Origin of the sequence: Roseovarius autotrophicus (assembly GCF_018069895.1) — a bacterium.
GTDB lineage: Bacteria > Pseudomonadota > Alphaproteobacteria > Rhodobacterales > Rhodobacteraceae > Roseovarius > Roseovarius autotrophicus.
Genome location: NZ_JAGQDH010000001.1, coordinates 348,508 through 368,935, shown reverse-complemented (window position 1 = coordinate 368,935; position 20,428 = coordinate 348,508). Strand labels below are relative to the sequence as shown.

General features: G+C 66.1%; 23 protein-coding genes. 11 read left to right on the top strand and 12 right to left on the bottom strand.

The features are described 5' to 3' along the window. Window positions 1–43 precede the first annotated feature (43 nt). Window positions 44–940: a hypothetical protein gene (locus KAK09_RS01915; protein ID WP_210877135.1), complete on the top strand. Its 897-nt coding sequence runs from the start codon at window positions 44–46 to the stop codon at window positions 938–940. Here the strand turns inward: KAK09_RS01915 and KAK09_RS01910 are convergent. Both KAK09_RS01910 and KAK09_RS01905 read right to left on the bottom strand, forming a co-directional pair. Beyond that, entirely contained in the window at window positions 925–2,391 is a 1,467-nt protein-coding gene (locus KAK09_RS01910; protein WP_210877134.1) for a cobyric acid synthase, read from the bottom strand. The two genes, KAK09_RS01915 and KAK09_RS01910, sit on opposite strands and share 16 nt — an antisense overlap. 69 nt (window positions 2,392–2,460) lie before the next feature. Next, complete coding sequence (locus KAK09_RS01905) at window positions 2,461–2,787, bottom strand: DUF6280 family protein (protein WP_210877133.1); 327 nt, start codon at window positions 2,785–2,787, stop codon at window positions 2,461–2,463. A gap of 215 nt (window positions 2,788–3,002) precedes the next feature. On the opposite strand from KAK09_RS01905, the gene efp reads away from it, so the two are divergent. Continuing rightward, on the top strand, window positions 3,003–3,566 hold the full coding sequence (gene efp / locus KAK09_RS01900) for an elongation factor P (protein ID WP_210877132.1): 564 nt from the start codon (window positions 3,003–3,005) through the stop codon (window positions 3,564–3,566). A gap of 6 nt (window positions 3,567–3,572) precedes the next feature. On the opposite strand, the gene ygfZ is transcribed toward efp, so the two are convergent. Then, on the bottom strand, window positions 3,573–4,310 hold the full coding sequence (gene ygfZ / locus KAK09_RS01895; protein ID WP_210877131.1) for a CAF17-like 4Fe-4S cluster assembly/insertion protein YgfZ: 738 nt from the start codon (window positions 4,308–4,310) through the stop codon (window positions 3,573–3,575). 67 nt (window positions 4,311–4,377) lie between these two features. Between ygfZ and KAK09_RS01890 the strand changes: the two genes are divergently transcribed. The 5 genes from KAK09_RS01890 to KAK09_RS01870 all read left to right on the top strand — a co-directional run bounded on the left by KAK09_RS01890 (window position 4,378) and on the right by KAK09_RS01870 (window position 8,981). Further along, window positions 4,378–5,058 carry a TIGR04283 family arsenosugar biosynthesis glycosyltransferase gene (locus KAK09_RS01890; protein ID WP_210877362.1) on the top strand — a complete coding sequence of 227 codons (681 nt, stop codon included), beginning with the start codon at window positions 4,378–4,380 and terminating at the stop codon, window positions 5,056–5,058. A 92-nt stretch (window positions 5,059–5,150) separates the two neighbouring features. Then, a complete protein-coding gene (locus KAK09_RS01885) occupies window positions 5,151–6,014 on the top strand; it encodes an FAD binding domain-containing protein (protein ID WP_210877130.1) in 864 nt (287 codons plus the stop codon). Next, window positions 6,011–6,490, top strand: a complete 480-nt coding sequence (locus KAK09_RS01880) for a (2Fe-2S)-binding protein (protein ID WP_210877129.1) — start codon at window positions 6,011–6,013, stop codon at window positions 6,488–6,490. Before KAK09_RS01885 ends, KAK09_RS01880 begins: the two co-directional genes overlap by 4 nt. Then, on the top strand, window positions 6,490–8,736 hold the full coding sequence (locus tag KAK09_RS01875; protein WP_210877128.1) for a xanthine dehydrogenase family protein molybdopterin-binding subunit: 2,247 nt from the start codon (window positions 6,490–6,492) through the stop codon (window positions 8,734–8,736). The genes KAK09_RS01880 and KAK09_RS01875 overlap by 1 nt, the downstream gene beginning before the upstream one ends. After that, entirely contained in the window at window positions 8,736–8,981 is a 246-nt protein-coding gene (locus tag KAK09_RS01870) for a MoaD/ThiS family protein (RefSeq protein WP_210877127.1), read from the top strand. Before KAK09_RS01875 ends, KAK09_RS01870 begins: the two co-directional genes overlap by 1 nt. Window positions 8,982–8,984: 3 nt before the next feature. Here KAK09_RS01870 and KAK09_RS01865 read toward each other — a convergent pair whose 3' ends face one another. Together KAK09_RS01865 and KAK09_RS01860 are read right to left on the bottom strand one after the other, a co-directional pair. Further along, window positions 8,985–9,878 (bottom strand): fructose bisphosphate aldolase, encoded by an 894-nt coding sequence (locus KAK09_RS01865; RefSeq protein ID WP_210877126.1) that lies wholly within the window; start codon window positions 9,876–9,878, stop codon window positions 8,985–8,987. Between the two features lie 238 nt (window positions 9,879–10,116). Next, window positions 10,117–11,304 (bottom strand): phosphoglycerate kinase, encoded by a 1,188-nt coding sequence (locus KAK09_RS01860; RefSeq protein ID WP_210877361.1) that lies wholly within the window; start codon window positions 11,302–11,304, stop codon window positions 10,117–10,119. 127 nt (window positions 11,305–11,431) lie between these two features. Between KAK09_RS01860 and KAK09_RS01855 the strand changes: the two genes are divergently transcribed. From KAK09_RS01855 to KAK09_RS01840, 4 genes are all read left to right on the top strand, one after another. After that, a complete protein-coding gene (locus tag KAK09_RS01855; RefSeq protein ID WP_210877125.1) occupies window positions 11,432–11,938 on the top strand; it encodes a peptidylprolyl isomerase in 507 nt (168 codons plus the stop codon). Further along, window positions 11,931–12,479 (top strand): peptidylprolyl isomerase, encoded by a 549-nt coding sequence (locus KAK09_RS01850; protein ID WP_210877124.1) that lies wholly within the window; start codon window positions 11,931–11,933, stop codon window positions 12,477–12,479. The genes KAK09_RS01855 and KAK09_RS01850 overlap by 8 nt, the downstream gene beginning before the upstream one ends. Window positions 12,480–12,483: 4 nt before the next feature. Continuing rightward, window positions 12,484–13,185 carry a DUF4336 domain-containing protein gene (locus KAK09_RS01845; RefSeq protein ID WP_210877123.1) on the top strand — a complete coding sequence of 234 codons (702 nt, stop codon included), beginning with the start codon at window positions 12,484–12,486 and terminating at the stop codon, window positions 13,183–13,185. Between the two features lie 88 nt (window positions 13,186–13,273). Continuing rightward, window positions 13,274–14,239, top strand: a complete 966-nt coding sequence (locus tag KAK09_RS01840) for a DUF3179 domain-containing protein (protein ID WP_210877122.1) — start codon at window positions 13,274–13,276, stop codon at window positions 14,237–14,239. Window positions 14,240–14,434: 195 nt separating this feature from the next. Here the strand turns inward: KAK09_RS01840 and KAK09_RS01835 are convergent, their stop codons facing one another. The 7 genes from KAK09_RS01835 to KAK09_RS01805 all read right to left on the bottom strand — a co-directional run bounded on the left by KAK09_RS01835 (window position 14,435) and on the right by KAK09_RS01805 (window position 20,375). Then, window positions 14,435–15,496: a dihydropteroate synthase gene (locus tag KAK09_RS01835; RefSeq protein ID WP_210877121.1), complete on the bottom strand. Its 1,062-nt coding sequence runs from the start codon at window positions 15,494–15,496 to the stop codon at window positions 14,435–14,437. A 3-nt stretch (window positions 15,497–15,499) separates the two neighbouring features. After that, window positions 15,500–16,426 carry a methylenetetrahydrofolate reductase gene (locus KAK09_RS01830; protein ID WP_210877120.1) on the bottom strand — a complete coding sequence of 309 codons (927 nt, stop codon included), beginning with the start codon at window positions 16,424–16,426 and terminating at the stop codon, window positions 15,500–15,502. Between the two features lie 30 nt (window positions 16,427–16,456). Next, window positions 16,457–16,753, bottom strand: a complete 297-nt coding sequence (locus KAK09_RS01825; protein WP_210877119.1) for a virulence factor — start codon at window positions 16,751–16,753, stop codon at window positions 16,457–16,459. A 240-nt stretch (window positions 16,754–16,993) separates the two neighbouring features. Then, a complete protein-coding gene (locus KAK09_RS01820) occupies window positions 16,994–17,620 on the bottom strand; it encodes a 50S ribosomal protein L25/general stress protein Ctc (protein WP_210877118.1) in 627 nt (208 codons plus the stop codon). A gap of 157 nt (window positions 17,621–17,777) precedes the next feature. Beyond that, the gene (locus tag KAK09_RS01815; RefSeq protein ID WP_210877117.1) at window positions 17,778–18,719 is read right to left on the bottom strand and encodes a site-specific tyrosine recombinase XerD; all 942 of its coding nucleotides are present in this window, start codon (window positions 18,717–18,719) and stop codon (window positions 17,778–17,780) included. Further along, a complete protein-coding gene (locus KAK09_RS01810) occupies window positions 18,716–20,248 on the bottom strand; it encodes a hypothetical protein (RefSeq protein WP_210877116.1) in 1,533 nt (510 codons plus the stop codon). Before KAK09_RS01810 ends, KAK09_RS01815 begins: the two co-directional genes overlap by 4 nt. Further along, on the bottom strand, window positions 20,226–20,375 hold the full coding sequence (locus KAK09_RS01805; protein ID WP_210877115.1) for a hypothetical protein: 150 nt from the start codon (window positions 20,373–20,375) through the stop codon (window positions 20,226–20,228). Before KAK09_RS01805 ends, KAK09_RS01810 begins: the two co-directional genes overlap by 23 nt. Between the last annotated feature and the right edge of the window lie 53 nt (window positions 20,376–20,428).

Genomic DNA, 20,428 nt, shown 5'->3' with positions numbered 1-20,428 from the left:
GGCGCGGGGGTAAACTCCTACGAGGGCAGGTGTGAGGGCAGGCATGTCGGATCCGGTGACAAATGTCGATATCGAGGACGTTCTGGCCTCTATCCGTCGGCTTGTGTCCGGAGGGGCCGACCAGATGCGTCATGCGCCCGAAAGCGGCGCAGTGACCGAACGGCTGGTTCTGACCCCCTCGCAGCGCATCGACGACGACGAACGCGGTGACGTGCCCGAGGATCAGGCCCCTGAGGATCAGGCCCCTGAGGATCAGGCCCCTGAGGATCAGGCCCCTGAGGATCAGGCCCCTGAGGATCAGGCCCCCGAGGATCAGGCCCCCGAGGATTGGCCTGAGCAGCCGACGCCCGATGTCTCTGGCGCGTTCGATCCGGATGACATGTTCGGGACGCAAGCGGTGGCCGAGGGGCCGATGACCGGGATGGTCGAGGTTGAATTGGCGGATGCGATCGGTCAGGAGGATGAGCCCGTCCTCTTGTCAGAGACTGAAGATGCGCCCGATTCTGACGCGGCCCTTCCCGAAGATGAGCAGGCCGCAGCGCCATTTGCCGCCACCGCCGATCTTTGGGAACCCGATGGCGACGACGAGGATGCCTTTGCCGACGGCGCCGAGGCGCCGGCGCTTCAATGGCGGGACGCCGACCATGACGAACCCGTGCCCGAGCCGCCCTCTTTCGATCCTGACGAGATACTCGCAGACGAGGCCGTTTCGGCGATGTTCGACGGAGAAACCGGGCCGCAGCCAGAGGAGGACGCGGCAGAAATCGCTGCCTTTGCACTGGACGAGGCGGTGCTGGACGAAGATGCCTTGCGCGATCTGGTGGCCGAGATTGTCCGGCAAGAGCTTATGGGCACTCTCGGAGAACGGATTACCCGCAACGTGCGCAAGCTGGTGCGCCGCGAGATTCACCGTGCGCTGACAAGTCAGGATTTCGACTGAGCGGACGGCGCGGCGAGCGCGAGCAACCGGTCGAGATCCATCCATGTTTCCAGGTGGCTGGCAAGCGCGTCGAGCGCATGATCGACCGTTTTCTCATAGAAAAGGTCCGACACCGTGTCCAACTCCGCCAGGAAGGCCGCGCGAAAGGCGTCCTCGGCAAACAGCCCGTGCAGATATGTGCCCTGAATGCGCCCGTCGGGCGATTGCGCGCCCTCTCGCCGATCGCCCACGATGAGCCAGCCGCGCGCGCAATCGGTGCCGGTCGTCTCGCCCAGATGGATTTCGTAGCCGCTCACCGGCGTGCCCCATGTCGCGTGCTGCGCCGTCGTGAGGCCCAGCCGCTTGCGCGGGCGCAACACGGTTTCCACGTCGAGATGGCCCAGCCCCTCGACCGTCCCGGGCGGCCCTTCGATCCCGTCGGGATCGGCGATGCGGCGGCCAAGCATCTGGTAGCCCCCGCAGATGCCCAGCACCCGGCCCTTGCGGCGGATATGGGCGGCGAGGTCGATATCCCAGCCGTTGCGCCGTAACGTTGCCAGATCGGCGATGGTGGATTTGCTGCCCGCCAGCAGGATCAGATCGGCCTTGGCGGGCAGGGGTTGGCCTGCGGGCACGATCTCGACGGTGACGTCGGGTTCGTTGCCCAGCGGGGTCAGATCGTCGAAGTTGGAGATCATGCCCAGATGTGGCACCACGATGTGCAACCCGCCCTCGCGCTGAACACTGGTCAGGTCCTGCACATCCTCGGGCGGCAGGCGCCAGGCGTGCTCGAACCATGGCACCACGCCGAGCGAGGGCCAGCCGGTGAGGTCTGAAATGGCGCGCTCGCCTTCGGTGAAAAGACTGATGTCACCGCGAAACTTGTTGACCGCAAAGCCCCGGATCATCGCCGCGTCGGCAGGGTCGATGACCGCCTTGGTGCCGACGATCTGCGCGATCACGCCGCCCCGGTCGATATCACCCACGAGGATCACAGGCACGCCTGCGGCACGGGCAAAGCCCATATTGGCGATGTCGCCTGCGCGCAGGTTGATCTCGGCGGGGCTGCCCGCGCCCTCGACCAGCACCAGATCGGCGGTTTGGCTCAGACGGGTGAAACTCTCCAGCACCGCGCCCAGAAGGCGGGGCTTTTCGCGGGTGTAGTCGCGCGCTTTCAGGCTTCCGACGGGATGGCCCTGCACGATCACCTGTGCGCCGCGCGTGCCCTCTGGCTTGAGCAGGACGGGGTTCATGTCGGTGTGAGGTGCGCGGCGCGCGGCACGGGCCTGAAGCGCCTGCGCGCGCCCGATTTCGCCGCCATCCTGCGTGACGGCGGCGTTGTTGGACATGTTCTGCGGCTTGAATGGTGCGACGCTGAGGCCGCGCCGCAGGAAGGCGCGCGCCAGCCCCGCGACAAGCAGCGACTTGCCCACATTCGACCCCGTGCCCTGAATCATGATCGCCCGTGTCATCGCGCCCCCGGCAAACAGAAGACCCCGCCGCAAGCGACGGGGCCTGAATTTCTGAAAACAGCCGCCTGCTCAGGCGGCTTCGGCCTCGGCCTGCGCGGCGGCGTTGCGACGCTCGCTCTCCTCGCGCGAAAGGGCGACCGATGTGCGCACGCCCTTGGCGACGAAGTCCATCAGGCCCTTGACGACACGTTCGTTCGGGTCGATTCCGGCACAGCTGAGCACCTCGCGCCCGTCGCGCGAGCGCGCCCAACGGGCGATCTGTTCCGGACCGTTGCCATATTTCTTGTCGTCAGAGATGGCATCGTCCAGAGCGGCCAGCACGACGGCCGCGAAAAGTTTACGCGCACGGTTGCCCTGTTCGGCATTGAACGCCGTGCCGTCAACGAAATCCTTCATCATTCGTCCTGTTCTTATTGCTCTTGTGTTTTGGGCGTGCAGGTGGTTATGACGCCTTTCGTTCGATTCGGATAGAGCACAGATGCATAACATCTATGCAACACGCGCATGGCTTTCGCATATTCGAAACGAAATCTGGTTGTCTTGCCACCCTTCATCCCGCGATATATAGGAGCGGGCAACCTCATATCAACCTTTTGCCATGGTTTGACCCAATGCCCAAGATCAACGGAAACGAGATTCGCCCCGGCAACGTGCTGGAGCATAATGGCCACCTCTGGGCGGCGGTGAAGGTCGATCACGTCAAGCCCGGCAAGGGCGGCGCCTTTGCCCAGGTCGAGATGAAGAACCTGCGCAACGGAAGCAAGCTCAACGAGCGGTTCCGCAGCGCGGACAAGGTCGAACGGGTGCGGCTGGAGCAGAAGGACCAGCAGTTTCTCTACGAGGAGAACGGCAAGCTGGTGTTCATGGATACCGAGACCTATGAGCAGATCGAATTGCCCGCCGACATCCTTGGCGAGCGCCGCCCGTTCCTTCAGGATGGCATGACGATCACGGTGGAATTCCACGAGAGCGAGGCGCTCAACGCGACGCTGCCGCAGAAGGTGGTGTGCCGCATCGTCGAGACCGAGCCGGTGGTGAAGGGGCAGACCGCCGCCAACAGCTTCAAGCCCGCGATCCTCGACAATGGTGTAAAGGTGATGGTGCCGCCTTTCGTCGGGCAGGACGAGGAGATCGTCGTCAACACCGAGACGATGGAATATTCCGAGCGCGCCTGAGCGCGCTCAGCAATCCAGCGGATCGACCCGCGCCGCGCCCGCGCTCATGCCGGGGGCGGCGCGATCTTGCCGCAGATATGCAATGCCGCGCCCTCCGGACTGGGTGTAGAGCACGCCCGCCTTCTTGCCTCCCTCAGTGGTGATCTCGGTGCCCACGGGCGCGTCGCCATGCACGGCCACCAGCGCCAGCCCTTTTTTCAACTCGGTTTTATGCTTCATGCGGGCGGTGACCTCCTGGCCCACATAGCAGCCCTTGCGGAAATCGACGCCACCCAGCCGCTCGAACCCGGCCTCGAGGATATAGGTCTCGGGCGTCAGCTCGATTCCGGTCTCGGGGATGCAATGGGCCACGCGGATACGCTCGAAATCGGTGCCGTCCTCGCCTGCCTGCGCGCCATAGAGCCGCCAGCCCAGATCGGGGTGGCGCGGATCGCGCAGCGCACCCGCCGGTGCCGGTCCGGTCCCGCGCCGGACCTTCAGATTTGTCCCGGTGATGGTCACATCGGCGCGCAGCTTGTAGAGTGTGAGGCGCTGCATCAGTGACGAGGCGAGGGACTCGGCCACGTCGAGCCAGATGGCATCGCCGTGGCGCAGCAGGAAGAAATCGGCCAGATACTTGCCCTGGGGCGTGAGCAACGCGGCATAGACAAGGCCTTGATCCAGCCGTTTGAGATCGTTGCTCACCAGCCCTTGCAGAAAGTTTTCGGCATCGCTGCCGGTAATTTCGAGAATGTGTCGCGCCATGCCCGTTCCCTTGTGTTCCCAAGCCCAATATAGGCAATGGATGGACGGGCAACAGGGGGGAGAGGCGATGCGCGCCACGCTTTCGGTGGTGATCCCGACGCTCAACGCGGGCCGTGGGCTGCCCGACTGTCTGGCCGCGCTGTTCGAGGGCGTGCGCGAGGGGCTGATCCGCGAGGTGATCGTGAGCGATGGCGGCTCGACCGACGAGACCTGCGTCATGGCCGAAGCGGCGGGCGCGGTCATCGTGACCGGCGCGCCCTCGCGCGGGGGGCAGTTGCGGCGCGGCGCGGATGTGGCCCGGGGCGCGTGGCTGATGTTCGTGCATGCCGACACCATTCTGCCCGAGGGCTGGGCCGAGGTGGCGCGCGCGCAGATGGCCCAGGGCGGCGCGGCGGCGTTCCGGCTGTCCTTCGATGCGCGGGGGCTTGCGCCGCGATTCGTGGCGGGTTGGGCCAACCTGCGCTCGGGCCTTCTCGGGCTGCCCTATGGCGATCAGGGGCTGCTGATTTCGCGAGAGGATCATGACCGCGCGGGCGGCTATGCCGACATCCCGCTGATGGAGGATGTGGCGCTGGCGCGCGCGTTGAAAGGGCGGATCGCGCTTCTTCCGCTGGCGGTGCGCACATCGGCGGCACGGTTTCAGCGCGAGGGCTGGCTGCGGCGGGGCGCGCGCAATCTGTGGCTGCTCATGCGCTATCTCTGCGGCGCGGATCCGGTGCGGCTGGCCGAGAGATACCGGCGCGGCTAGGCTGTTTGCGTATTTGATCAAGTTGCGGGATAGTCGGGGTAGCGGCGCTGAGTCCCACGAGGGCGGCGCAGAAATAAATCAGGGAGCAAGCCATGCGATTTGAAGCGCCACGCAGCGTGGAAGAGGCGGTGACGGCCTTGGCCGGTCAGACGGGGGCTCATGTTCTTGCGGGCGGCACCGATCTGTTGGTCAAGCTGCGCGCGGAGATGATCGAGCCGGAACTGATCGTCGATATCAAGCGCATCGCAGGGATGCGCGATGTTGTGGCCGAGGATGGCGGCTGGCGGATCGGTGCTGCGGTATCGGGTGCCGAGATGGGCGAGCATGCGGGGCTGTGCGCCGACTGGCCCGGTGTGGTCGAGGCGGTGGGGCTGATCGGCTCGACGCAAGTTCAAGGGCGGGCCACATTGGCGGGCAATCTGTGCAACGCCTCGCCTGCCGCCGATTCGGTGCCGGCGATGGTGGCGGCGGGGGCCGTGGTGCGGGTGGTTGGCCCCAAGGGCACGCGCGATGTGGCGGTGATCGACATTCCCAAAGCCCCCGGCAAGACGACGCTTGCGGCGGGCGAGTTCATCGCCTCGGTATTTCTGCCCGCGCGGGGGGCGCGGTCGGGCGATGCCTATCTGCGGTTCATCCCGCGCACCGAGATGGATATTGCGGTGGTGGGCTGTGGCATTGCGCTCAGCCTTGATGCGGCGGGCCGGGTGGCGGCGGCGCGGGTGTCGCTGGGGGCGGTTGGCCCCAAGGTGATGTTGGTGGACGCGGCGGCAGAGGCGATTCAAGGCCGGGTGCTGGATGAGGCGGCGCTGGCCGATCTGGCGGCGGTCTGTTCCGCAGCGGCCACCCCGATTGACGACAAACGCGGCACGGTCGATTTCCGCCGCCATGTGTCGGGCGTTCTGGCCCGTCGCGCGGCGGTGATCGCAGAGGCGCGCGCGAAAGGAGAGCAGGCATGAGCCGGATACATGTGACGACCACGGTCAATGGCGACGCGACCGAATTTCTCTGTGATGCCGAGGCGACGCTGCTGGATGTGCTGCGCGACGAATTGGGCCTGACGGGCACCAAGGAGGGCTGCGGCACCGGCGATTGCGGCGCCTGTTCGGTGACGGTGGATGGGCGGCTGGTCTGTTCGTGCCTGATGCTGGGGGCCGAGGCCGAGGGGCGCGAGATCACCACCATCGAGGGCATGGCGGCAGGGGACACGCTGCATCCGTTGCAGCAGAAATTCATCGAGATGGCGGCGCTGCAATGTGGCATCTGCACGCCGGGGATTCTGGTGGCGGCGAAATCGCTGCTGGAACGGAACCCGGACCCGAGCGAGGAGGAGGTGCGCTATTGGCTGGCGGGCAACCTCTGCCGCTGCACCGGCTATGACAAGATCATCCGCGCTGTGATGGAAACGGCGGCGGATATGCGGAGGGCGTCGTGATGGCATTGGATGACACCAAGAAAACCAAGGATTTCAAGGTGGTGGGCACGCGGCCCAACCGGCCTGACGGCATCGACAAGGTGACGGGGCGCGCGCGCTTTGGCGCGGATATGGTGGCGCCGGGGATGCTGACGGGGCGCATCCTGCGCAGTCCTCATGCGCATGCGCGCATCCTGCGCATTGATACGTCAAAGGCCGAGGCGCTGCCGGGGGTCAAGGCGGTCGTCACGCGCGCGGATTTCGGCGATGTGCCGGATCATGTGGCCAATGTGATCGACAATTGCATGGCGGGTGACAAGGCGCTCTATGACGGGCATGCGGTGGCGGCGGTTGCCGCCAATTCGGCAGCGGTGGCGCGCAAGGCGCTGAAGCTCATCGAGGTGGAGTATGAGGTGCTGCCGCATGTGACGGATGTGGACGCGGCGATGAAGCCCGGCGCGCCGGTGCTGCACGAGGGCTGGCAGCAGGAAACCGTGCCCGCGGGCTATTCGGGCAATGTCATCTCGCGGGTCGAGTTCGGGCATGGCGATGTCGAGGCGGGGCTGGCCAAGGCCGACCGTGTGGTCGCGCGGACCTATCGCACCGGGGCCACGCATCAGGGCTATATCGAGCCGCATGCCTGTCTGGCGACGATGAGCGCGGATGGGCAGGGCGATCTCTGGGTGTGCACCCAAGGGCATTACATGGTGCGCAATGTCTGTGCCGCGATCCTCGGGATGGAACAGGGGCAGTTGCGGGTGACGGCCAGTGAAATCGGCGGCGGGTTCGGCGGCAAGACGGTGGTGTTCCTTGAGCCGGTGGCGCTCATGCTGGCGAAAAAGTCGGGTCGCCCGGTCAAGATGGTGATGAGCCGGTCCGAGGTGCTGCGCGCCACGGGGCCGACGGCCTCGACCTCGATTGATGTGCGGATCGGCATGAAGAAGGATGGCCGGATCACCGCCGCCTTTGCCGAATTGCGCTATCAGGGCGGGGCCTATCCCGGCTCGCCGGTCGATATGGGGTCGATGTCGGCCTTTGCGCCCTATGATCTGGAGAATGTGAAAACTGTCGGCTGGGATGTGGTGAGCAACCGGCCCAAGGCGGCGGCCTACCGCGCACCCGGCGCGCCGATGGCGGCCTTTGCCGTGGAGAGCGCGATTGATGAATTGGCGCGGGGCTTTGGTCTTGATCCGCTGGCGGTGCGGTTGATGAACGGGGCCAAGGAGGGCACGCGCGCCTCTTACGGTCCGACCTATCCGGCGATTGGTCTGATCGCCACGCTGGAGGCGGCGCATACGCATCCGCATTGGACCGCCCCCTTGGGCGAAAACCAGGGGCGCGGTGTGGCCTGTGGGTTCTGGTTCAATTTTGGTGGCGATACCTGCGTCAGCCTCAATGTGACACCGGACGGCACGGTGACGGTCTCGGAGGGCAATCCCGATATTGGCGGCTCGCGCGCCTCGATGACGATGATGGCCGCCGAGGAACTGGGCATTCCCTATGATCAGGTGCGCACGATCATTGCCGATACCGGATCGCTGGGCCAGAACGAGGTGACCGATGGCAGCCGCGTGACCTTTGCGGTGGGTCTGGCGACGATCGAGGCGGCGCGCGCCGCCAAACGCGAGATGTGCAAACGCGCCGCGATGATCTGGGGCATCGACGAAGAGGCGGTGGAATGGGAAGACGGGGCCGCGCGCCCTGCCGGTCCCAATGCGGGCAAGTTCCCGCCCATGACCATCAAGGAAATCGCCGCCGTGGCCAGCAACACCGGCGGGCCGATTGCCGGGCATCACGAGGTGACGGCGGAGGGGGCGGGTGTCAGCTTTGGCACGCATATGGTGGATGTCGAGGTTGATCCCGACACCGGCGCCACCAGGATCCTGCGCTACACGGTGTTTCAGGATGCCGGGCGCGCGGTGCATCCTTCTTACGTCGAAGGGCAGTTTCAGGGCGGGGCCGTGCAGGGTATCGGCTGGGCGCTCAACGAGGAATATATCTATGGCGAGGATGGAATCCTGCAAAACGCAGGCTTCCTTGATTACCGGATACCCGTGGCCTCTGACCTGCCGATGATCGACACGGTGATTCTGGAAATTCCCAATCCGGGGCATCCCTACGGGGTGCGCGGTGTCGGGGAAACGCCGATTGTGCCGCCGTTGGCGGCGGTGGCCAATGCGGTGTCGGCGGCGGCGGGGGTGCGGATGACGCGCCTGCCGATGTCGCCGCCGCGTGTTCTGGCCGCGATGCAGGCGGCAAAGGGCTGATGGTCAAGGTGCTGCTCTGGGGATCGCTCGCCGATCTTGCCGGGGGGGCGCGCGAGGTGGCGGTCGAGGCCGCCACCCTGCGTGAATTGCTCGACGGGTTGGCGCGCGATCACCCAGGCTTGCGGCCCGAGCTGGATCGCGGCGTCTCGGTCTCCATCGACGGGCGCATCTACAACGACAGCTGGTTCACGCCGATTGGCCCCGAGAGCGAGGTGGTGCTGCTCAAGCGCTTGCAGGGCGGCTGAACCTCAGCCCGCGACCGAGGCCGCGCAGATCTCGTCAATGGTGCGTGCGATGGTCTCGTTGAACTCGGCATTCGATTGCTGCGCCGACAGCCCCTCTGTCAGCGCGCGCGAGAAGCTGGCGATCACACCGCAGTTCTGGGCCAGCCGTGCGTTGGCCTCTTCCCGGCTGTATCCCCCCGAGAGCGCCACGACCCGCAGCACGCGCGGGTGATCCACCAGCGGTGCATAGAGGTTGGCCACCTCGGGCAGGGTCAGCTTGAGCATGACCTTCTGTCCCTCGGGCAGCGCGTCGAGATGGGCCTTGAGGTTGGCAAGCAGCAGGTTCTCTGCCTCGGCCTTGTCAGCGATGGAAATGGTTATTTCCGGCTCGATGATCGGCACGAGGCCAGCCCCGAGGATCTGGCGGCCCACCTCGAATTGCTGTTTCACCACGGCCTCGATGCCGCCTGCATTGGCCGCGTCGATGACCGAGCGCATCTTGGTGCCGAAAATCCCGGCCTGATTGGCGCGCGCGAGCAACGCATCAAGATCGGGCATGGGCTTCATCAGCTTCACACCGTCATTCGTCTCGGCAAGGCCCTTGTCCACCTTGAGGAAGGGCACGACGCCGCGTTCTTCCCACAGGAATTGCGCCGAAGGCTTGCCCGCGATCTCGCGGTCCATGGTCATCTCGAAGAGAATCGCGCCGATCACCTTGTCGCCGGTAAAGGCCGGAGCCTGCGCGATGCGCGCGCGCATCGCGTGGATGAGGTCGAACATTTCCGCTTCCGAGGAATACTCTGACTCCGCGATCCCGTAAAGCCGCAGCGCCTTTGGGGTGGAGCCGCCGGATTGATCGAGCGCGGCGATAAAGCCCTGACCTTCGGCAATCTTCTGTCTCTGCTCGGCCTTCGACATGGCGGAAATCCCTTTGATCAAGCACAGTTCGCGCTCTCTTAGGCGAGGCGGGCGCGGCGTGCAATCTTGGTGGCGCTAACAGGGTCCGCGCCGCGCCTGTGGCGGGCGTCGGAGCCTCCGGCGGGGATATTTTCAGCCAGAAGAAACCCGCGCCCGCCTCGCTTCTTCTGGCCTGAAATATCCTGGGGTGAATTGGCCGCAGGCCAAGAGGGGCAACGCCCCTTTCCCCGGTCTTTCGTCAGGCACCATGAAGAGCGGCGACGCCGGGCAGCACCTTGCCCTCCATCCATTCGAGGAAGGCGCCCCCGGCGGTGGAGATATAGGTGAAATCCTCGGCCGCGCCGGCGCGGTTGAGCGCGGCGACCGTATCACCGCCGCCCGCCACCGAGACAAGCCGCCCCTCGCGGCTGAGCTGTGCCGCGTGGCGTGCGGCGGCATTGGTGGCGGCGTCGAAAGGCGCGATTTCGAAGGCCCCGAGCGGCCCGTTCCAGATCAGCGTTCTCGCACCCTCAAGCGCGGCGGTGATCCGCGCAACCGCGCGCGGACCGGCGTCAAGGATCATCGCATCCGCCGGGCAGGCATGGGCCCCCACCACCTCGTGCGCGGCCCCTTCTGCGAATTCGCGCGCCACCACCACATCGGCGGGCAGAAGGATCGTACAGCCCGCCGCCCCCGCCCGCGCCATGATCTCGCGCGCGGTTCCGGCCATGTCATGTTCGCACAGCGATTTGCCCACATCGAGGCCAAGCGCGGCAAGGAAGGTGTTGGCCATGCCGCCGCCGATCACGAGGCAGTCCACCTTCGCCACGAGATTGCCCAGCAGATCGAGCTTGGTCGAGACCTTGGCGCCGCCGACCACCGCCGCCACGGGCCGTTTGGGCGCGCCAAGGGCCGCCTCGAGCGCCTGCAATTCTGCCTGCATCAACCGCCCCGCACAGGCGGGCAGCAGATGCGCAAGCGCCGTGGTCGAGGCATGCGCGCGATGTGCCGCCGAGAAGGCGTCATTGCAATAGATGTCGCCAAGGGCCGCGAGGCGGGCGGCGAACTCGGGATCGTTCGCCTCCTCTCCGGGGTGAAAGCGGATGTTCTCCAGCAGCAGAACATCGGCGGCGCGCGCCTCCTCGGTCAGGTTCTCGGCCCCCTCCAGCGTCTCGATCAGCCGCACCTTGCGCCCCAGGGCAGACTCCAGCGCGGGCACCACCACGCGCAGCGACATGGACGGGACCACCTTGCCCTTGGGCCGGTCGAAATGGGCGATCAGCATGGGCTTGCCCCCCCGCTCGAGAATGTCGTGAACCGTGGGCACGATGCGCTCGATCCGGGTGGCGTCGGTCACAACGCCGTTTGCGACCGGCACGTTGATATCCACGCGCACCAGCACGCGTTTGGCCCCAAGGTCCATATCGTCCAGCGTCTTCCAGCCCATCGCGGCGGCCTCCTCATGCGATTTCACGCCTGTCATGGCGCGGGGCATGGGCCACGTCAACCTCCTGCCCTTGGCAATCGCGCCCGGACCCCCTAGACCTGTGGCAAAGCCGACAAAGGAGCATGACATGGCCGAGATCAACGACCCCGAAAACACCATCCTGATCGAGTTGAAGGATGGCACTGTCAGCATCGAGCTTCTGCCCGATATCGCGCCGCTGCATTGCGCGCGGATGAAGGAACTGGCGCGCGCCGGGGCCTATGACAACGTGGCCTTTCACCGGGTGATCGACGGCTTCATGGCGCAGACTGGCGATGTGGAACACGCCAACATGGAAAAGGATTACAATCCGCGGCGCGCAGGCACCGGCGGCAGCGCCCTGCCTGACCTCAAGGCAGAGTTCAGCGGCATCCCCCATGATCGCGGCACGATCGGCGCGGCGCGCAGCCAGAACCCGAATTCCGCCAACAGCCAGTTCTTCATCAACTTCAAGGACAATCATTTTCTCAACCGGCAATATACCGTCTATGGCCGGGTGATTTCGGGGATGGAGCATGTGGACGCCATCACCCGTGGCGAGCCGCCCGCGAACCCCGACCGGATGATCAGCGTCAAGGTGGCCGCCGATGCGTAAGCTCGTTCTCGCCTTCGGCCTTCTGGCCTCCGGCCCCGCATTCGCAACTGGCCTTGAAATCGAGATCAAGGGCGTGGCCAACGGCACCGTCACCATCGACCTGCTCGAGGATGTGGCCCCCGGCCATGCCGCGCAGATCGCGGCGCTGGCGCGCGAAGGGGCCTATGACGGGGTGGTGTTCCACCGCGTGATCGACGGCTTCATGGCGCAGACCGGCGATGTGGAGTTCGGGCGTGCGGGCGGCGACATGCGCCGCGCGGGCACCGGCGGCAGCAACCGGCCCGACCTCAAGGCAGAGTTCTCCGACGTGCCGTTCGAGCGCGGCGTGGTGGGCATGGCCCGCAGCCAGAACCCCGACAGCGCCAATTCGCAATTCTTCATCATGTTCGCGCCTGCGACGCATCTCAACGGGCAATATACCGTGGTCGGGCGCGTGACCGGCGGGATGGAGATCGTGGACAAGATCAAGCGCGGGCGCGGCCCCAATGGCGCGGTCACGGGAGAGCCGGACGTGATGACAAGCGTTCGGGTCATAGACTGAGCGCATGACCGCGCCCGCCCTTGCGCCGGTGCCCCTGTCAGAGGGGCTGTGGGCCATTGAGGGCGCACATCTGTGCTGGCGGCTTGGCGTGCCGATGCCGCTGCGCACGGTGGTGGCGCGGGTTGGGGGCGGGGGGCTCTGGGTGCACGCGCCGGGGCCGCTTACGCCGGACCTGATCGCCTGGCTTGAACAGCAGGGCCGGGTGGCGCATCTGGTGCTGCCCGGCGCGCCCCTATTGCCGTGGCTCCAGGACTGGCAGACAGCCTTCCCCGAGGCGCGGCTCTGGCCGCGCGACGGTCTGTCCGAGGCGCCGTGGCGGCGCGAGATCAGGCCGCTCACGCTGCGCCACGGCGAGGCGTGCGAACATGTGTTCTGCCACCTGCCCTCGCGTTCGGCGATCCTGTCACGGCTGGTCATCGCGGTCGATACCGCGACGCTGCCGCCTTGGGCGCGGCCGCTTGTCTGGCTTGCGGGCATCGACGACAGCGACGGCAAGCCGCCACCGGGCCTTGCCGCGCGGCTTGGCGGGCGCAAGGCCCTGGGCGATCTGGTCGATCAGGTGCTTGACTGGGGGCCGGAGCGGCTCATTCTGACACATGGGCGGATCTATGCGCGCGACGGCGCGGGCGAACTCTCGCGCGCGATGCGGCGGATCATGCGCGACCGGCTCTGGGATCGGGCGTTGACCGAGGCGAAACGGCGCTGACACACGCTCACATCTGCGTGGGGTGGGCTGGCCCGAATCCCGCCAGCACCGCATCATCCCTGCACGAGACCCCCTTGCAGGAGCGCCCATGTCCCGCCTCATCGCCTTTCTCGCGACCATCTTCCTTGCCGTGCCGCTGGCCCATGCCAACCCGACCTTCTGGCGCGGGGAATGGCCGCAGACCGATTTCTCGCGCACCACGATCACGGACTGGTCCGAAATCCGCTCGGGCGGGCCGCCCAAGGACGGCATCCCCGCCATCGATGCGCCGAAGTTCCTGCGCGCCAAATCCGAACGCAGGATCGCCGGAAACGAGCCGGTGATGACACTGGAAATGGACGGCCAGACCCCGCGCGCCTATCCGATCCGCTATCTCATGTGGCATGAGATCGTGAACGATCAGGTGGGCGGTATTCCGGTGGCGGTGACCTACTGCCCCCTGTGCAACTCGGCACTGACCTTCGATCGCCGGGTGCAGGGCCGGGTGCTGAGCTTTGGCGTCTCGGGCAAGCTGCGGATGTCCGACATGGTCATGTATGACCGCGAGACCGAAAGCTGGTGGCAACAGGCGCTTGGCGAGGGGATTGTCGGACAGATGACCGGCGTTCAGCTCGATATGCTGCCGGGCTGGATGGAAAGCTGGGATCAGTTCCGCACCCGCAACCCCGAAGGGTTGGTGATGGCCGAGCCGGATTTCAACCGCTCCTATGGGCGCAACCCCTATCAGGGCTATGATAGCTCAAGCCGTCCGTTTCTGTATGAGGGTGAGGACCCGCCCCATGGCGTTCCGCCGCTCGAACGGGTGGTGCGGGTCGGGGATCGGGCCTGGCCGATGACCCGGATCCGCCGCGAGGGCGGCGTTACCGAAGCCGGTGTCACTATTTCGTGGGAGGCGGGGCAAGCCTCGGCGCTTGATCACGGCACGATCGCCAAGGGCCGTGACGTGGGCACGGTGCGGGTGCGCGACGCACAGGGCCGTGACGTGGCGCATGACGTCATGTTCGCCTTTGCCTTTCACGCTTTCTGGCCGGATGGAAGATGGATGGTCCGCTAGCGCGGGTCGGAGATGTCGAGAGGCATTCCCGCCGGCGCCACTGTGCATGATGGACGGGATCCCGGATCAAGCCCGGGGCGGGTACTTCCAGGTCAATGCAACATGCTGTGGCTGTCGCGCCCGACCCGGTCACAAGACAAACAAGCCCCGGCCATCGCCGGGGCTTGCATGTGTCCGGGGCGCAGGGGCTCTGGTTCAGGCGCGGCGGCGGCGGCTGCCGGCGCGGCCGCCCCGGCCCGTGGCCTCTTCGCCGGGCTTGATCGGGGCCTTGTTGAACTTGATCCAGTTGCCGCCGTGGGGGTCGGCATTCATCAGGAAGTTGGCGGCCATGATCGCCTCCATCTCCTTGCCCGCGCGGGCCTGCGTGCTGCCCAGACCAAAGAGCTGGCAGAAGGTTTCGTCATCCATATCGTCCGGCAGGATGAGACCGGCAGCGGCGATTTCGGCCTTTTTGGCGGCAATCTCGGCCTGTTTCACCGGCAGCGCGATGGGGTTCATGATGGCGCTTGTCATGCCCGCCTCGATCGCCATGGGCAGGAAGGCGTTGTTGATGCCGTGCCGGTTGGGCAGGCCGAACGAGATGTTCGACGCCCCGCAGGTGGTGTTGACGCCCAGTTCCTCGCGCAGGCGGCGCACGAGGGTAAAGACCTGACGCCCGGCGGTGGCCATGGCGCCCACGGGCATGACGAGCGGATCGACCACGATGTCATGGGCGGGGATGCCGAAATCTGCGGCGCGCTCTACGATCTTCTTGGCCACGGCAAAGCGCACGTCCGGATCCTCGGAGATGCCGGTGTCATCGTTGGAGATGGCGACGACGGGGACGTTGTATTTCTTGACCAGCGGCAGGACGTATTCAAGCCGCTCTTCCTCGCCGGTGACGGAGTTCAGCAGCGGACGGCCATGCGCCGCCTTGAGCCCCGCCTCGAGCGCGGCCGGCACAGACGAGTCGATGCACAGCGGCACATCCACCAACCCCTGCACCAGTTCGATCATCCGCGTCATCAAGGGCGGCTCGGTCTCGTTGGGGTTGGGATTGGAATTGTAGACCACGCCCGCATTGATATCGAGCACGGTCGCGCCCGCCGCCGCCTGGGCCAAGGCATCCGCCTCGACGGTTGAAAAATCCCCCGCCTCAAGCTCGGCGGCGAGCTTCTTGCGGCCCGTGGGGTTGATGCGCTCGCCGATTACGCAGAACGGCTCGTCAAAGCCGATGACAGCGGTCTTGGTCTTGCTCTCGACGATGGTGCGGGTCATGTCCTATCCTTGTTTGCTGGCCGGAACGCCCGAGGCGCCGCCGTTCTCGATGGCCCATTGGGCATTGGCCTTGATCCCGCCAAGCGGGAAGAAATGCACCCGCTCGATCAGGCTTTCGGGGTTGTCGGCCTTGTGCGCGGCAAGTGCCGTCAGAACCTCGGCAGGCTCATAGGGCAGCAGCAGCCTGGAGACATCCATGGCGCGTTTCTGCAAGACTTTCAAAGACGGACCCACGCCGCAGGCAATGGCGAACTTGATCAGCGTCTGCAATTTCGCCGGCCCCGCGATGCCGATATGGATGGGCAGGCGGATACCTGCCGCGCGCAGCCCCTCGGCCCATTTGACGATCGGTTCCGCGTCAAAGGCGAACTGCGTGGCAAGCGCCATCTCGGCATCGGTGGTCTCCGAGAACCGCTGTTTCCAGTGCAGGGCGTCCTCGACGTTCTTCATGCTGCCGTCTGGGTCGATGTCTCGGTTGCCCTCGGGGTGCCCCGCCACATGGAGCCGCCTGAATCCCGCGCGGTCGAACTCGCCCGATTCCAGAAGCTGCATGGAGGAGTGAAACTCGCCATGCGGCTCGGATACACCGCCGGCAAGCAAAAGCGCCTGCTCGACCCCCGCCTCGCCCTGATAGCGTGCGATCCAATCGGCCAATGTCGCGCGGTCCTTGATGATGCGCGCCGGGAAATGCGGCATCACCGGATAGCCCTCGCGCGAGATGCGCCGGGCAGTGGCCACCATGTCGTTGATCGGCGTGCCCTCGATATGGGCGATATAGACACGGGTGCCGCTTGGCAGCAACTCGCGGAAATCCTCGACCTTCTCGGCCGTGCGGGGCATCACCTCGATGGAATAGCCATCCAGGAACGCCTCAAGCTGCCCGCTCGCCGGGGTCGCGGTCTCACGTCGCCTGAAATTCAAAAGTGCCATCGCGGCCTCCCATAGCGATCCGGGGCGCATTCATGCCCAGCCATCATTGGCGATCAGCGCCTTGAGGCGATTCTGATCGTACTGGGCATCAAGCCGGGCAGCCTCGTTACGGGCCACTTCCTCCTGATCCCCCTCGACGGCATAGGGTTCGGCCTTGCGCCACTCGGCAAGATAGGCGTCGGTGCCTGCCGCCCCCGTCTTCATCGCGGCGCGGTCGATGGCCTGCTCGAAACGCTCGGGCAACTGCACCTTGGCGCCACGGCGCCCCTTGCCGACGATGACCTGTGCGGGAATATCCCGCCAGTAGACGATGGTGACATCAACCATGGCCGATTCCTTTTCCGTGCCCCCTCAGTAATCCACTGTCCCGCGCGTGCGGGGTCGGATTTCGACGCAAAGGGATCAAGCAGCGACGTCGGGAGTCTAACCGCACCGCGCGGCGTGGGCCATGGCGCGGGATCGGAAAAATTCTCAAGATCATCATGGGCCGTGCGCTTTGTCTGCGCGCATGAAAAAACCGGGCATGGCGGTCTGCCTTGCCCGGTTTCCTCGATGTTCAGGACGCATTCAGACCTCTGCGGTCTCGTCCTCGTCCTCGTCCTCGCCTTGCGAGCGCAGCGCCGAGGGCGCCGAGATGTTGCAGATCACGAAATCGCGGTCCTTGATCACCGGCTCGGCCCCTTCGGGAAGCTCGATCTGGCTGATCGTGACCACGTCGCCGACCCTTTCGACCTTCGACAGGTCCACGGTCAGGTGATCGGGAATGTCGCCCGCCAGCACGTTGAGTTCCACCTCGGGGCGCACCACCGTCAGAACGCCGCCCTTGCGCAGCGCCTTGCACTGGTCCTCGTTGATGAAATCGACGTGGATAAAGAGGTTGATCCGCGTGGTGCGGCGCAGGCGCATGAAATCCACATGCGTCGGCAGATCCTTGACCACGTCGCGCTGCACGTCGCGGCAGATCACGCGCACATCCTCGTGGCCATCGACCTTGAGGTTGAAAAGCGTCGATTTGAACCGCCCCTTCTTGAGCCGCTTGAGCAGCACATTGAACGGCATCTGGATCGGCAGCGGATCGCGGTCCCCGCCGTAGACAACCCCCGGAACCATGTTCGCGCGACGCGCTGCCCGAGCGGCGCCCTTGCCCGTCCCCGTGCGTTCCTGGGCGTGAAGATCAGGAATTTCTCCAGCCATGTTTTCTCTCCTTGCATGGTGCGGGATGCCTCCAAGGCTGTCACCCCGCATGAAGACGCGCTGTTACCCCAAGCCGGTCTGCTTGAAAAGGGGCAAAATGTCCGCATCCCTGGCTGCATCCTGTCGTGAACCCATCTATCGCGAGGCCCGCCGCCCCTTATGGGATGTCCTCGATCTTCTTGCGCCGCGCGGCATGGGCCAGCGGATGATGCTCTTCGACAAGCGCGCGCAGGCGGGCATCGAGCACATGGGTATAGATCTCGGTCGTGGCCACGTCGGCATGGCCCAGCAGCGTCTGGATTACCCGCAGGTCGGCCCCGTTTGCCAGAAGATGCGTGGCGAAGGCATGGCGCAGCCGGTGCGGGGTGACCCGTGCGGGATCGACGCCCGCGGTCAGGGCGATTTCCTTGATCAACCCGTAAAAGCGGTGGCGCGTGAGGTGCCCTGCCTTGCCGCCCGAGGGAAAGAGGTGGGGCAAGGTTGCGCGCGCCCTGTCGGCGTCGCGCAGCCGCAGCCAGTGATCGAGTGCAGCGCGGGCGGGTGGCGAGAGCGGCACGAGCCGCTCCTTCCCCCCCTTGCCGCGCACCAGCAACATCTCGGGGTTGCCGCGTGCCGCCGCCACAGGCAACTCCACCAACTCGCTCACCCGCATGCCGGTTGCGTAGAGCAGCGCCACCAGCGCGCCGTTGCGCGCTCGCTCGATCGCGCCGCGCCCCACCTGCGGGGCGGTCTCGAGAAGGCGTTGCACCTCATCCACGCTCAACGTGCCGGGCAGGTGGCGCACACGCCCTGGCCCCCTGAGACGGATCGCCGGGTTGTCGGCGCGCCAGCCCTCCTCGGCGGCGAAGCGGTAGAACTGCCGGATCGACGACAGCCGTCGCGCGCGCGTCGATTGCGCCAGCCCCGCCGAATCGCAGGCAACAAGATAGGTTTCGACATCCGCCTGGGTGGCGGTGAGAAGCGGCGTCTTGCGGTGCCCGAGCCAGTTCGCGAAATCCCGCAAGTCGCGGCCATAGGCCAGAAGCGTGTTGCGCGCGGCCCCCAGTTCGGCGGCTTGCGCGTCGAGAAAGGTGCTGATGCGGGTGTCGGCCGCGCTCATCGGGCCGGGCCAAGAAGCAGCAGCTGAAGCGCGGCGCGGCGCGCGGTATCTTCCAGTCCCAGGGCGCGCAACGTCGAGAGGGAGGCGCGCGTAGCTGAAGGCGCTGCGCGGGCCGGGGCCCCGTCAAGCTGCGCGGTCGCGGCAAGGATCGCCTCGCCCAGACGCCCGGTCTCGATCAGCGGGCGATGTTCGGGCGCGGCGGCGGTGCTGGCGAATGCCTCGGTGATCGCCAGTTCGAGCGGGGTTTCGGCATGGGAGATCTCGGGCTGGCCTGCGGCGATTCCCGTCAGAAGCCGCTGGCGCGGCGTCGAGGGGGGCAGGATCTCGGCGGTGCGTTCATAAAGGGCCGATAGCGCCACGATCTCGAAGGCCAGTGGGCGGATGGCTGCGGGCAGGGGTGCCGCCAGCAGGCGTTCGGCCACAAGATCGGCCAGAACGATTTCGAGCCGAACCGCGCGCGCCGCCTCCCATGCCGGCGGCAGGGCGCGGGCGAGTGCGTCGGCATCACTGTTGGTCAATGCCGTATCGAGCGCCTGCACCGCCGCCACGCGTTCCCACACGCCACCCGAAGCGGCGGGCCTGCGTGCGGTATACAGCCCGAAAAGACGCGTTCCGGCGATGGCGCCGGTCTCGGCCAGTCTCTCGGCGGCCTCGATCTCGGCCTTCCAGCCTGCCGTGCCGCGGAGATCGGCCATGGCGAAGGCGCGTGGCAGATTGCGTGTGCCCAGCGGGGCTCCGATAGCCTCGAACAGGCGGAAACGGAGCGGTGTCATGGCGGCGGGCGTGTCGGGCGGGGCGATCTCGTCGATCAGTTCCGGTTCAAGATATAACGCCAGCAGCGTCACGTCAGGATCGCCGAGTGCGCCCGTCACCTCGGCCCCGTGAAGGATCAGCGCGGCGGTATTCCAGTCACCCGCGCGTGCAAGGCAATAGATCCGCGCGTCCGGATTGCGGCTCAGGTGCGGGGCGGCGGCGAGCGCGGCGCAGGCACCATCCTCGCCGCCCTCGAGTAGCGCCAGATCGAGCCAGGCGTCGAAAAGAGCGGGCGTCGCCCCGCCGGCGCGCTCGACGAGAGCCAGTGCGGGTTCGATCGCGCCAAGGCGCCGAAGCGCGGCCAGGCGCGATGCCAGGAAAAGCGCCTCGGGCCCGGTATCCGGAGGGGCATCGGCCTCGGTCAGCAACAGTGTGTAATAGAGCGCCTGCATGGCCGGCAGGGGACGCTCGGGCAGACCGTCGAGATACCGGATCAGTGCCGCAGTCGTGCTGTTTTCCCAGAGGCTTGCAGGAAGGCCCGAGACCGAGCCGGGCAGCAAGCCCACAGCGTCGGCGTGCGGCGCGTCAAGCGCGGTCACCGTTACGCCGGGCTGATCGGCGCTGTCGGCCACGGGTGGACCGATCGGGGCAGGAAGGGTGATCACGGCCCCGATCTCGTCCAGCCAGTCTATCGCCGAAAGCGGGGTCTGCGCCTCGGCAAAGCCGGCCCATAGCAGCCCCAGAACGGCTGCGCTACTTCGTCTCAAGGATGACATCCTGCCGAATTTCGGATTGAGGGGGCGTGAAATCCGCCCCGAAGAAGGGGCCGAGATACGCATAGCCCGCAAGGGCGATAAAGCCCAGAACCGCGAGATAGATCAGCCATTTGATAAGCCGAAACATGGGGTGCCCTGCCTGTTTGCCTTGTGCTTTTTCGCCACTTATAGCTGGCATTC

Bases quoted from the DNA above. Each gene is read 5' to 3' on its own strand.
- KAK09_RS01890 (WP_210877362.1), top strand. From the start codon at position 4,378: ATGCGCGCCACGCTTTCGGTGGTGATCCCGACGCTCAACGCGGGCCGT.
- KAK09_RS01860 (WP_210877361.1), bottom strand. From the start codon at position 11,304: ATGGGCTGGAAGACGCTGGACGATATGGACCTTGGGGCCAAACGCGTG.
- KAK09_RS01830 (WP_210877120.1), bottom strand. From the start codon at position 16,426: ATGGCACTTTTGAATTTCAGGCGACGTGAGACCGCGACCCCGGCGAGC.
- KAK09_RS01910 (WP_210877134.1), bottom strand. From the start codon at position 2,391: ATGACACGGGCGATCATGATTCAGGGCACGGGGTCGAATGTGGGCAAG.
- KAK09_RS01820 (WP_210877118.1), bottom strand. From the start codon at position 17,620: ATGGCTGGAGAAATTCCTGATCTTCACGCCCAGGAACGCACGGGGACG.
- KAK09_RS01840 (WP_210877122.1), top strand. From the start codon at position 13,274: ATGTCCCGCCTCATCGCCTTTCTCGCGACCATCTTCCTTGCCGTGCCG.
- KAK09_RS01845 (WP_210877123.1), top strand. From the start codon at position 12,484: ATGACCGCGCCCGCCCTTGCGCCGGTGCCCCTGTCAGAGGGGCTGTGG.
- KAK09_RS01810 (WP_210877116.1), bottom strand. From the start codon at position 20,248: ATGTCATCCTTGAGACGAAGTAGCGCAGCCGTTCTGGGGCTGCTATGG.
- efp (WP_210877132.1), top strand. From the start codon at position 3,003: ATGCCCAAGATCAACGGAAACGAGATTCGCCCCGGCAACGTGCTGGAG.
- KAK09_RS01835 (WP_210877121.1), bottom strand. From the start codon at position 15,496: ATGACCCGCACCATCGTCGAGAGCAAGACCAAGACCGCTGTCATCGGC.
- KAK09_RS01805 (WP_210877115.1), bottom strand. From the start codon at position 20,375: ATGTTTCGGCTTATCAAATGGCTGATCTATCTCGCGGTTCTGGGCTTT.
- KAK09_RS01885 (WP_210877130.1), top strand. From the start codon at position 5,151: ATGCGATTTGAAGCGCCACGCAGCGTGGAAGAGGCGGTGACGGCCTTG.
- KAK09_RS01815 (WP_210877117.1), bottom strand. From the start codon at position 18,719: ATGAGCGCGGCCGACACCCGCATCAGCACCTTTCTCGACGCGCAAGCC.
- KAK09_RS01850 (WP_210877124.1), top strand. From the start codon at position 11,931: ATGCGTAAGCTCGTTCTCGCCTTCGGCCTTCTGGCCTCCGGCCCCGCA.
- KAK09_RS01915 (WP_210877135.1), top strand. From the start codon at position 44: ATGTCGGATCCGGTGACAAATGTCGATATCGAGGACGTTCTGGCCTCT.
- ygfZ (WP_210877131.1), bottom strand. From the start codon at position 4,310: ATGGCGCGACACATTCTCGAAATTACCGGCAGCGATGCCGAAAACTTT.
- KAK09_RS01855 (WP_210877125.1), top strand. From the start codon at position 11,432: ATGGCCGAGATCAACGACCCCGAAAACACCATCCTGATCGAGTTGAAG.
- KAK09_RS01905 (WP_210877133.1), bottom strand. From the start codon at position 2,787: ATGAAGGATTTCGTTGACGGCACGGCGTTCAATGCCGAACAGGGCAAC.
- KAK09_RS01880 (WP_210877129.1), top strand. From the start codon at position 6,011: ATGAGCCGGATACATGTGACGACCACGGTCAATGGCGACGCGACCGAA.
- KAK09_RS01865 (WP_210877126.1), bottom strand. From the start codon at position 9,878: ATGTCGAAGGCCGAGCAGAGACAGAAGATTGCCGAAGGTCAGGGCTTT.
- KAK09_RS01870 (WP_210877127.1), top strand. From the start codon at position 8,736: ATGGTCAAGGTGCTGCTCTGGGGATCGCTCGCCGATCTTGCCGGGGGG.
- KAK09_RS01875 (WP_210877128.1), top strand. From the start codon at position 6,490: ATGGCATTGGATGACACCAAGAAAACCAAGGATTTCAAGGTGGTGGGC.
- KAK09_RS01825 (WP_210877119.1), bottom strand. From the start codon at position 16,753: ATGGTTGATGTCACCATCGTCTACTGGCGGGATATTCCCGCACAGGTC.